Source organism: Streptomyces sp., from assembly GCF_036524955.1.
Taxonomy (GTDB): Bacteria; Actinomycetota; Actinomycetes; order Streptomycetales; family Streptomycetaceae; genus Actinacidiphila.
On the sequence record NZ_DATDBG010000204.1, the window covers coordinates 1 to 11,133 of the forward strand.

At 74.0% G+C, this 11,133-nt stretch carries 7 protein-coding genes and 1 pseudogene; 6 read left to right on the forward strand and 2 right to left on the reverse strand.

Features of this window, described 5'->3' with window-relative positions:
* The 5 genes and pseudogenes from VIW71_RS16850 to VIW71_RS16870 all read left to right on the forward strand — a co-directional run.
* Positions 1–1,008: class I tRNA ligase family protein (locus VIW71_RS16850; protein ID WP_331623126.1), on the forward strand; the 1,008-nt coding region annotated here is incomplete at its 5' end.
* Positions 1,009–1,237: 229 nt separating this feature from the next.
* Positions 1,238–1,915 (forward strand): hypothetical protein, encoded by a 678-nt coding sequence (locus VIW71_RS16855; RefSeq protein WP_331623127.1) that lies wholly within the window; start codon positions 1,238–1,240, stop codon positions 1,913–1,915.
* 123 nt (positions 1,916–2,038) lie between these two features.
* Positions 2,039–2,884 (forward strand): DegV family protein, encoded by an 846-nt coding sequence (locus VIW71_RS16860; RefSeq protein ID WP_331623128.1) that lies wholly within the window; start codon positions 2,039–2,041, stop codon positions 2,882–2,884.
* A gap of 646 nt (positions 2,885–3,530) precedes the next feature.
* The gene (locus tag VIW71_RS16865; RefSeq protein ID WP_331623129.1) at positions 3,531–4,154 is read left to right on the forward strand and encodes a ComEA family DNA-binding protein; all 624 of its coding nucleotides are present in this window, start codon (positions 3,531–3,533) and stop codon (positions 4,152–4,154) included.
* Positions 4,151–6,829, forward strand: a pseudogene (locus VIW71_RS16870) (ComEC/Rec2 family competence protein); the annotation flags it as partial. The gene VIW71_RS16865 and the pseudogene VIW71_RS16870, both read left to right, overlap by 4 nt.
* Positions 6,830–7,072: 243 nt before the next feature.
* Here VIW71_RS16870 and VIW71_RS16875 read toward each other — a convergent pair.
* Together VIW71_RS16875 and VIW71_RS16880 are read right to left on the reverse strand one after the other, a co-directional pair.
* Positions 7,073–9,454: a lamin tail domain-containing protein gene (locus VIW71_RS16875; protein WP_331623130.1), complete on the reverse strand. Its 2,382-nt coding sequence runs from the start codon at positions 9,452–9,454 to the stop codon at positions 7,073–7,075.
* 172 nt (positions 9,455–9,626) lie between these two features.
* Entirely contained in the window at positions 9,627–9,866 is a 240-nt protein-coding gene (locus VIW71_RS16880; protein WP_331623131.1) for a hypothetical protein, read from the reverse strand.
* Between the two features lie 126 nt (positions 9,867–9,992).
* Between VIW71_RS16880 and holA the strand changes: the two genes are divergently transcribed.
* Complete coding sequence (holA, locus tag VIW71_RS16885) at positions 9,993–10,979, forward strand: DNA polymerase III subunit delta (RefSeq protein WP_331623132.1); 987 nt, start codon at positions 9,993–9,995, stop codon at positions 10,977–10,979.
* Positions 10,980–11,133: the final 154 nt, after the last annotated feature.

Below are 11,133 nucleotides of genomic sequence, written 5' to 3' on the forward strand. Positions count from 1 at the left end.
TACGGGGCCGACACGCTGCGGCTCTACGAAATGGCGATGGGCCCGCGGGACGGCGCCCCGCACGGCGGAGTCGACCTGTACGTCGGTGGCGCCGAGCACGCCGTGCTGCACCTGCTGTACGCCCGGTTCTGGTCGAAGGTCCTGTTCGACCTGGGCCACGTCTCCTCCGTGGAGCCGTTCCACAAGCTGTTCAACCAGGGCATGATCCAGGCGTACGCGTACACCGACTCGCGCGGTGTGTACGTCCCGGCGGCCGAGGTCGAGGAGCGCGACGGCGGCTGGTTCCACCAGGGCGAGCCCGTCAAGCGCGAGCACGGCAAGATGGGCAAGTCCCTGAAGAACGCCGTCACCCCGGACGAGATCTGCGCCGAGTACGGGGCCGACACGCTGCGGCTCTACGAAATGGCGATGGGCCCGCTGGACGTGTCCCGGCCCTGGGACACCCGGGCGGTCGTCGGCCAGTACCGGCTGCTGCAACGCCTGTGGCGCAACGTCGTGGACGAGGCGACCGGCGAGGTGACCGTGGTCGACACCGAGCCGGACGAGCAGACTCTGCGGGCGCTGCACAAGGCGATCGACGGGGTGACCTCGGACATGGCGGGGCTGCGGTTCAACACCGCCATCGCCAAGATCACCGAGCTGAACAACCACCTGACGCGGTCCGGCCGGCCGGTCCCGCGCACCGTCGCCGAGCCGCTGATCCTGCTGATCGCACCGCTGGCCCCGCACATCGGCGAGGAACTGTGGTCCCGGCTGGGCCACACCGGCTCGGTCGCCCACGCCCCCTTCCCGGTCGCCGACCCGTCCCTGGCTGAGGACGAGGCCGTGATCTGCGTCGTCCAGATCAAGGGCAAGGTCAAAGCCCGGCTGTCCGTCCCGCCGTCCATCCCGGAGGCGGAACTGGAGACGCTGGCCCTGACCGATCCGGCGGTGGTCGCGGCGCTGGACGGCGCGACGGTGCGGAAGGTGATCGTCCGGGCGCCGAAGCTGGTCAACATCGTGGTGTGAGCCGGGCCCGCCGGTGAGCGGGCGCGGGTGTGCGCCTGTGCACGCGTGCCCCCGTGACCGGGCGCCGCTGGTGACCGTCGCCCCCAGGGGCAGGTTCGGGGATCCGCCGGATCCGTGGGCCTGCCCTTTGCGGTTACCGTGGACGGTAGGCGGTGGCGTACCCGCTCGCCCTGGATCGCCCGCCCGGTCCGCCGTCGCCGGCTGTCGCAGTGGTCCGCTGTCGTGGTCCATGGCCCTGGATCCGCCGTCCCGGCGGGCCATCGTCCTGGTCCGCCGTCCGGAGGAGTCGCCCGTGGAGATCGCCGGCACCATCGCCCTCCTGTTCTTCCTCGCTTTCGTGGTACTCGCTGTGCTCGCGACGGTGCGGACGGTGCGCGCGGTCAAGCGCGGCGTCGAGCGGGGCACCGTCCAGGCCCGACGGGTGATCGAGGACAACCGCCTCCGCGCCCGCCGGTACACCCTCCCGGGCGTGGCCGGTGAACTCGTCCAACTCCGTCTCGACCTGCGCCGATCCATCGACGCCACCTTCTCCGCCCTGGCCGACCGCCACCCCGAGGACGCCTCCCTCGCCGAGGCCGCCGCTCTCCTCGCCCGCCTCGACGACCACGCCCGCGCTCTTGACGCCGAGCTCGCCCTCCTCGAACGCGAGCCCGACAAGGCCCGCCTCTCCGAGCGCCTCCCTTCCCTCACCGACCGCACACGCCGTATCACCCACTCCGCCGACTCCCTGCGCTGGGCCGCCCGGGACCGCGTCCGCCGTCTCGCCGACGACGACCTGGCCGCTCTCACCCGCCAGATCGACATCGAATCCAGTGCTCTCCGGCACTGGACCCCACCACCCCAGGTCCCCGCCGACCCGAACGGCCCGCCCCGCAAGCTGAGCCCGCCGGAGGCCCCGGACGCCTGAGTGCGGTGCGGGGGCGAGCCTCAATCGGGCCCGCCGGCGCTCCAGGACACCCCCGCACGGGGGGAGAACCCCGCCGTCCACGGAAGAGGGCACCCACACCCCGAAAGAGGTACTCTCCCGCACATGTCACCGCATGTCGCCATCATCACGGATTCCACGGCCTACCTGAGCCAGGAAACCCTCACCCGACACGCCATCTCCGTAGTACCCCTCACCGTGGTGATCGGCGACGAAGCCTTCGAAGAGGGCACCGAAATCTCAGCCCCCGCCGTAGCCCGAGCCCTCCAACGGCGCCACCCCGTGACCACCTCCCGGCCTTCCCCCGCCGAATTCACCTCCGCCTACCAAGCCGTGGCGACCTCCGGCGCCGACGCGATCGTCTCCCTTCACCTCTCCGCCGACTTCTCCGGTACCTACGACGCGGCGACCGTCGCCGCGAAGTCCTCCCCCGTGCCAGTCCGTGTCGTGGACACCGGGATGGTCGCGATGGCCCTCGGCTACACCGTCCTGGCCGCCGCCGAGACCGCGGAAGCGGGCGGCACCCCGGACGAGATCGTCGCCGCGGCCGAGAAGCGCGCCGCCGACACCTCGGCCTTCTTCTACGTCGACACGCTCGACTACCTCCGCCGCGGTGGCCGCATCGGCGCCGCCCAGGCCCTCTTCGGCTCCGCCCTCGCGGTCAAGCCCCTCCTCCGCCTCGCCGACGGCCGCATCGAACTCCTCGAAAAGGTCCGCACCGCCTCCAAGGCGATCTCCCGCCTCGAGGAGATCGTGGTCGACCAGGCCGGCGCCCGCCGCGTCGCCCTCGCCGTCCACCACCTCGCCGCCGCCGACCGGGCCACCCTCCTCGCGGACCGCCTCCGCGACCGCGTCCCGGGCCTCGACGACCTGGTGGTCAGCGAGGTGGGAGCGGTGATCGGCGCCCACGCCGGTCCGGGGCTGCTGGGCGTCGTGATCTCCCCACACTGAGCTTCACCTTCGCCACCCCCGGACAAACCCACACATCCGGGTGGCCGACTTGTCCACAGTCACTCCCTTGTCCACAGATTCCGGACGAGATCATTTCCGACTCTTGATCCGGTCCACCATCGAGTCCATGAACAGCACGGACTCGACCACAGCCATGCGGCCCCACCGCACACGTCCTGCCGACCGCGCGGCAGCCGCGAGAACGCGCGACCGCGCGGCAGCCCTCTTCGCCGACCCGCCGTCCCTGGTCCCGGGGCGCCCCGGGACCGTGCGGGGGGTACCGGACACGGATGCGGGGCAGCCGGGGACGGGACGTGACGGCTCGCACAGGGAGCGCGGTCAGCCGGGCGCCGGACGAGGGGCGCCGGACTGGACGTCGGACGCGTCGGACGTGGCGCGTGGCCACCCCGGAGTCGTACGAGGAGCGGCGGATACGAAAACGGGTCCGCCGCAGGCCGGCCGAGGCGGTTCGCACCCGGACGGGGGCCCGCCGATGACCGAACCACGTTCAGCGGAAGTCGGCCGAACAGGGCCGGCACCGACCGAACCGCCCGAGGCCGTGGCCGGCGGTACCGGCACGCCAGAGGCGTCCGCGGTCCCACCCGGCGTGATCGCGCCCGGGGTACCGGTATTCAGTACCGGACCGGTGGGCCGTCTGCGTGCCTGGCTCTACGTGCGCTGCGGGCTGGAGTTCAAGACCGTGCTGGCCCTCGCCGTGGTCGCGGCGGTGGCGGGCGGGCTCGCCTTCCACCACTACTGGTCGGGCCGCCCTCGTACGGTCCCGGTGCCGCCACCGGTGACCGCGCCGGCCGAAGCTCCGCGCGCCATGGCATCCCCGGAACCCAGACTCGTCATCGACATCGTCGGCAAGGTCACCAAACCGGGGTTACGCCACCTCCCCAAGGGCGCGCGCGTCGCCGACGCCCTGGCCGCGGCGGGCGGCCCCCTCCCGGGCACGGACACCACCGCCCTCAACCTCGCCCGCCTCCTCACCGACGGCGAACAGATCCTGGTGGGCCTCCTCCCACCCGCCGCCGCGGGACCGCAAGGAACGACGAGCGACCCCTCAAGCCCTGCCACTCCTCTGAGCCTGAACTCGGCAACCGCCGCCCAACTCGACGCCCTCCCCGGCGTCGGCCCCGTCCTCGCCCAGCACATCCTCGACTTCCGCACCCAGCACGGCGGCTTCACCTCCCTCCGCCAGCTGCGCCAAATCCCCGGCATCGGAGACCGGAAATTCACCACCCTCAAACCCCTGGTCCACCCATGACCCGCCGCACCCGCCTCCGTGCGCCGAGCAGTCCGTCCACCCCCAACCGCAGGCGCACCACCACGGCAAGGCCCACCACCCCGGGCGGACCCTCCCGGCCGTCGGGCCACCCCGCCACCGCGGCGTCGCCCAGCCGGGATGTCGGAGCCCGGCGGCGCCGAGCGCGGCTCCACCGGGCGGAGCCCGAAGCGGGCCGAACCACAGTCGTGGGTGGGTCCGGGCCGGGGCGGCCAGGGGATCCCCGCAGGGAACGTGCTGCCGTGCACGCGGCGGCGGCCTCGCCGCTGGGGGCGTCGAATCCGCAGCAGGAGGCACCTCCTGATCTCCGTCTGGTGGGGCCGGCGATCGCCGTGTGGGCGGGTGCGGCGATCGCCCCGGCAACGCGCGCGGGTTGGGCCGTCTTCGCGGCGGCCGTGGCCGCCATCGCCGTGGCGGCCCTTCTCCTCGGCCTCCGCGGTCACCCGGACCTCGGCCGCCTGCCCGCCCACGCCCCGCAAGGAAGACCTCTCGTGCTGGCCGGTGCCGCGACCGTGCTGGCCGCCGTGACCGGCGCCGGACTCGCCGCTCTGCACGGGGCCGACCTGAAGAGAGGGCCCCTGCCGGGAATGGCCCGAGCGCGGGCGACCGCGGAGGTGGAGGTGCGGGTGACGGGGGACCCGTTCGAACTGCGGTCCCGGGTACGCGGGGCTGCGAAGGCACCGCCGACCGTGGTGGTCGAAGGGGTGGCCGAGCGGGTGGGGGACACGCGGATCCGCACGCCGGTGGTGGTGTTCGCCGCGGGGGACGTCCAGCCGTGGCTGCGCCTGATCCCGTCGACCCGGGTGACGGTCACCGCGAGGCTCGCGCCGCCCGACGTCCTGCGGGCCCACGGACCGCCCCGGATCACGGCGCCGCCCAGCACCGCGCAGCGGCTCGCCGCCCACCTCCGCGCGGGCCTGCGGAAGGCCTCCGCGCCGCTGCCCGCGGATGCCCGCGCCCTGCTTCCGGGGCTCGTGGTCGGGGACACAGCGGCCCTCACCCCGGAACTGAAGGACGCTTTCAAGGCCACCGATCTCGCGCACTTGACCGCCGTCTCCGGGGCCAACCTCACCGTCGTCCTGATCCTGCTGATCGGCCCCCCGGCGGTAGCGGTCCGGGCCGAACGCCGCGGCCTGGCGGCGGCCCTGGGCCTCCCTCTGCGCTGGACCGCGCTTCTGGGCGCCGTGCTGACGGCCGGTTTCGTCCTGGTCGCCCGCCCGAGCCCCAGCGTGGTGCGGGCCGCCGCCTGCGGCCTGATCACCCTGCTCGCCATCGGCACCGGGCGCCGCAGGTCCCTGATTCCGGCGCTCGCGGCAGCGGTTTTCCTGCTGGTGCTGTACGACCCCGGCCTGGCGAGGTCCTACGGCTTCGCCTTGTCCGTCCTGGCCACCGGCTCCCTCCTCACGCTCGCCCCGCGGTGGAGCGCGGCGCTCAGGGCTCGCGGGGTCCGGCCCCGGCTCGCGGAGGCGCTCGCCGCGGCGGGCGCCGCGCAAGCGGCGTGCGGCCCGGTGATCGTGCTGCTTTCCGCCCGCCTCAGCCTGGTCGCGATCCCGTGCAATCTCCTCGCGGAACCGGCCGTCGCCCCGGCCACGGTCCTCGGCTTCGCGGCCCTGGCCACCGCTCCCGTCGCCATGCCCGCAGCACACGGCCTCGCCTGGCTCGCCGGCTGGCCCACGGGGTGGATCGCCACCGTCGCCCGCCACGGCGCCGCCCTCCCCGGCGCGGAGGTCGCCTGGCCGGGCGGCTGGCCCGGAGCGGCGCTGCTCGCCGTGGTCACGGCCGCCGCGACCGTCTGCGTCCGGCGGCTCCCGGGAAACCGCCGGCTGAGTGCGGCCTGCGCCCTGCTCCTGCTGGTCGCCGTGGTGCGCCCGTTGCCGCTGCCCCGCTTCGTGGCGGGGTGGCCGCCCGGCGGCTGGAGGTTCGCGATGTGCGACGTCGGGCAGGGCGACGCGCTGGCCCTGTCCGCGGGGCCGGGCGCCGCCGTGGTGGTCGACGCGGGCCCCGACCCCGCCCTGGTCGACCGCTGCCTGCGCGATCTCGGCGTCACCGCGGTGCCGCTGTTGATCCTCACCCATTTCCACGCCGATCACGTGGACGGCCTGCCGGGTGTGCTGCACGGCCGCCGGGTGGGCGCGATCGAGACGACCGTGCTGAGTGAGCCGGCGCCGCAGGCCGCGGAGGTGCGGCGCGAGGCGGCCGCGGCCGGGGTACCGGTGATCCGTGCGTCGGCGGGGGAGCGGCGGCGGCTCGGGCCCCTGGAGTGGCGGGTGCTGTGGCCGCCGCCGACGGCCACCGCCCTCCCGGACGACGGGCCGAACGACGCGAGCGTGGCCCTGCTCGTCCGGGCCGGCGGCCTGACCCTGCTGCTGATGGGGGATCTGGAACCGCCTGCACAGGCGGAGCTGCTGGCGACGGTGCCCGACCTGCCCCGGGTGGACGTCCTGAAGGTGGCCCACCACGGGTCGTCGTACCAGGACCCGGCACTTCTGGCCCGGGCCCGGCCGCGGCTCGCGCTGATCTCGGTGGGGGCGGGAAACCCGTACGGCCACCCGGCCGCCCGTACGGTCGCCGCGCTGCGGGCGCTGGGCGCGACGGTACTGCGGACGGACACCGACGGCCCGATCGCGGTCCACGGGAGCAGCCCGGCCGAACTGCGGCCGGTACTCGCCGGAGCACGCGGAGTCCGCCCGCCGGGAGAAGCCGCGGCGGGCCGCCGCCGTGGGCGCACTCGCCGCCCGGGTGACAGCGCTGCCGCGCGAGGGACCGTTCCGCCGGTGCCGGACCGCCCGGACCGCCCGGACCGTCGCGGGCGCGGCCGGGGCGGCGGTCCGGGACCGGGCCTGCGGACCGTGACGGCGGGTCCGCACCCCGGGGGTGCGGTGCGGACCCGTTGGCCCCGGTTACAGGAGCGGGATGCGGACCACCTGCGGATCGTGGTCGCTGAGCTGGGCGGCGAACTCGGAGTTGACGTGGACCACGTCGTAGCCGTACGCCTTCGCCGCCAGGCTGGGCGAGATCAGGATGTGGTCCAGGACCTGCGAGTTGCCCTGGTAGTCGTAGGTGTACCGCTCCGCCGCCGGAAGCGTGCGGGGCAGGTCCACCAGCGAGCCGCCCGCGGTCAGGATGTCCGTGGTCTGGGAGAACTCGAAGTCGTTCAGGTCGCCGAGCACGATCACCGAGGCGCTCGCGTCCACCGCGAGGATCTGGTCGACGAAGTTCTTCACCAGCGTGGCCTGGTTGTGCCGCTGCGTTTCGGAGGACGCGACGGGCGGCTGGAAGTGCCCGAACAGGGGCTGGTCGCCGCCCTTGGAGTTGAAGTGGTTGGCGATGACGAAGACCGTCTTCCCCTGCCAGGTGAGCTCCGCGGCCAGCGGCTTACGGCTGGAGGACCACGCCGAGTCGGCCGGCGCGATCCGGCCGGGGGAGTACTTCAGGGACGGCACACCGGCGGTGTCGACCACCGCGTCGGCCGTGGTGGCGGTACCGCCGGCCCGGTCTGTGAAGGCGAGACCCCGGTCGGTGCGGTACATGAGCACCTGGCGGATGTTGCCGCCCGGCGCGCCGCCGTCCGCGTTGTTGGTCGGGTTGATCTGCCGGTAGGTGTAACTCGGGCCGCCCGCCGCGGTGATCGCGGAGATCAGCTTGGTCATCGTCTGGTCACAGGCGACCACGCCGTTGTCCGTCGCCCCGCTGTTGTCCTGGACCTCCTCCAGCGCCACCAGGTCGGGGGCCTGGAGGTTGGTGACGATCTGCCGGGCGAGACCGTCGTACTTGGTCTGCGCGTCGGCCGGGGCCAGGTTCTCGACGTTGAAGGTGGCGGTGGACAGCTGGCCCGCCGTGGGTGTCGCGGTGGTCTCCTGGGCGATGCCGCCGCTGGTGACCGCGGGGGTGGCGGTGACGAAAAGCTCGAAGTTGCCGAAGGAGTAGTCGAGTACGCCGAGGGTGGCGCCGGTCAGCGTGTCCCCGACGTTCACGGTCGGGGTGGGCGCCAGCACGTCGTCCAGGATCACCCGCTCCGGGTTGGGGTCGCCGGACTGGTACACGATGCCGCCGCGGTTGGTTCGGGTGGTGCTGCCGGCGGGGACCACCGGGACCTCCCCGAAGGAGCTGCGCGGGCCCACCACGGCCGCGTTGGTGAGCTGGACCCGCATGCCCTCCATCGACTCCCAGAAGTCGATGCCGTCGCTCGCCGCGTCGAACGTGCCGCTGGTCTCCACGTCCCCGGTGGCGTCGTTGTCGATCACGGTCCCGGGCGGGACCCGGCCCCCGGAGCCGACGACGGTCGCCGCCGGGAGCGGGACGCCCCGCGCCACCGTGGTGACCGTCGGGGAGGTGATCTCGGTGGTGGTCAGATTGGTCGTGCCGCCCGTGCCACCGGGCCGGAACTCGCTGACCGTGCCGCTCACCGTCACCGAGTCGCCGACCGCGACCGTGGGCGCGGTGCTGGTGTATACGAAGACACCCTCACTGGTGGCCGGGTTCGTGTCCGGCGCGGGGTCCTGCAACCAGAAGCCGGTGGTCGACTTGGCGGTGACCACACCGGGGACGGCGCTGACCGTCTGTGCCTTGAACGGGGATATGTGGGTGGTGCCCTGGATGTCGTGGATGCGGGTGCCGCCGCCGGAGCCCCAGCTGGAGTTGCGCGGGGCGGGCGCGCCGACGGTGAAGTCGGCGGAGTTGGTGTCGGTGTCGGTGGCGCCCGAGCCCGCGCGCAGGGCGGCGGTGGTACTGGACAGGGTGCCGGTCGGCGCCGCCTCGTAGGAGCTGGCGCTGCTGCCGTAGCCGACGAAGTCCCGCACACCCGGCTGCGTGGCGCAGCCCGTGCTGCAGGTCAGCGCGGTCGCGTTGGTGACCAGGGCCACCTTGGCGCTGGTCGCGCTCATCGAGATGGTGCCGGTCGCGTCGGGCGTGGGCAGCGCCGAGCCGGCACCGGCGCCGGCGGCCTCCTGGACCAGGTAGTAGGCGTGCGGTGCGATGCTGCCGGACAACGCCGTCTTGGACCAGGAAGACCCGGCCGCCGAGGCGTACTGCACCGTCCAGCCGGACAGGGACACGGCGGTGGTGCCGCGGTTGTAGAGCTCGATGAAGTCGTTGGTGTACGGCGCGCCGGTGTTGCCGCCGCCCCCGAAGACCTGACTGACCACCACGTCCGGCGACACCGCGTGCGCCGTGCCCCCGTACGGCGTCAGCAGCGCGCCGGCCACGGCCACCACACCGCTCACCGCGACGGCGGCCCGCCGTCGGCCTCTCTTGCTCCTGCCGCGTTCCTCTGCGTGCTCCATCGTGCCCCTCCGGCCTTCCGGATTACCCGACTGATGGGAGATCGATCTGGCATGTACCCGTCGACAATCCTTTCCTCTACGCGCGTCGCCCACGCGCGCGAAACCTCAACGCGCGGTAAACGTTGTACGTACGGAACCTCCGCGGAACCCCTGTCGACGGACTCCGGTCCACCTACTCAAGCCACCCGTCGAACGGAGCCACCACCGCGTCCAGTTCGGCCCGGTCGAGCGCGCCCGCCGGGTCCTCCACGACCACCAGCCACTGCGCGTCCTCCGCGTCGTCCTCGCCCGCCAGCGCGTCGCGCACCAGGCGCGGCGCGCCGTGCAGGGCGAACCGGTCGGACAGCAGCCCGGCGACCTCCTCCGCCGCGTCGCGGTCGGGCAGCACCAGCACATGTCGTTCGTCGCTCACCGGCACATTGTCCCCGGGCCGTCCCGCGCCGCGGTGCCGAAGGTCCGGGCTCAGAGGTCCGAGCGCCAGGGGCCCAGGTGCCAGAGGCCGCCCAGGTGTCGGACGTCCATGGGATGCTGGACCGCGATGGCCAGGAAGACCGCTTCAGACGACGTGCTCGCCCCGCTGACCCTTGCCGTGGGCCAGGAGGACCTGCTGCTCGACCGCGCCGTGCGCGAGGTGGTGGCCGCAGCCCGCGCCGCCGACGCGGACACGGACGTACGGGACCTGGCGCCCGACGCACTGCAACCCGGCACCCTTGCCGAGCTGACCAGCCCCTCGCTCTTCGCCGAGCGCAAGGTGATCGTCGTACGCAACGCCCAGGACCTCCCGGCGGACAGCGTCAAGGACGTCAAGGCGTATCTGGCCGCGCCCGCCGAGGAGATCGTCCTCGTCCTGCTGCACGCGGGCGGCCCCAAGGGCAAGGCCCTGCTGGACGCGGCCCGCAAGGCCGGCGCCCGGGAGGTCGCCTGCCCCAAGATGACCAAGCCCGCGGACCGTCTGGCGTTCGTACGCGGGGAGTTCCGTACCCTCGGCCGGTCCGCGACGCCTGAGGCGACTCAGGCGCTGGTGGACGCCATCGGCAGCGACCTGCGCGAACTGGCCAGTGCCTGCGCCCAGTTGGTGGCCGACACCGACGGCACCGTCGATGCGGCGGTGGTCGCCCGCTACTACACGGGCCGCGCCGAGGCCACCGGCTTCGAGGTCGCCGACCTCGCGGTCACCGGGCGTACGGCCGAGGCGCTGGAACGGCTGCGCTGGGCGCTGTCCGTCGGGCAGTCACCGCCCGGCATCACCTTCGCCCTGGCCTCCGGGGTGCGCGCCATCGGCAGACTCGCCTCCGCCCCGCGCGGCGCCAACCCCGGCCAGCTCGCCCGCGACCTCGGCATGCCCCCGTGGAAGATCGACCGCGTCCGGCAGCAGATGCGCGGCTGGACCGCGGACGGCGTGTCCGCCGCCCTCCGCGCGGTCGCCGAGGCCGACGCGGCCGTCAAGGGCGCCGGCGCGGACCCCGCCTACGCCCTGGAGAAGGCCGTCGTCACCATCTCCCGAGCCGCCCGCGCCCGCACCTGACCACGTGCGCGACCCCGCCCCACGGGCCGGCGGCTCGAAGACCGACGGCTGACGGGCCGGAAGCCCGCGACCCCGGCTCACGCAGCCCGCGGACCGCGTTCGCGCAGCCCGGGAGACACGGCGCGGGGGGGGGGGGGGGGGGGGGGGGGGGGGG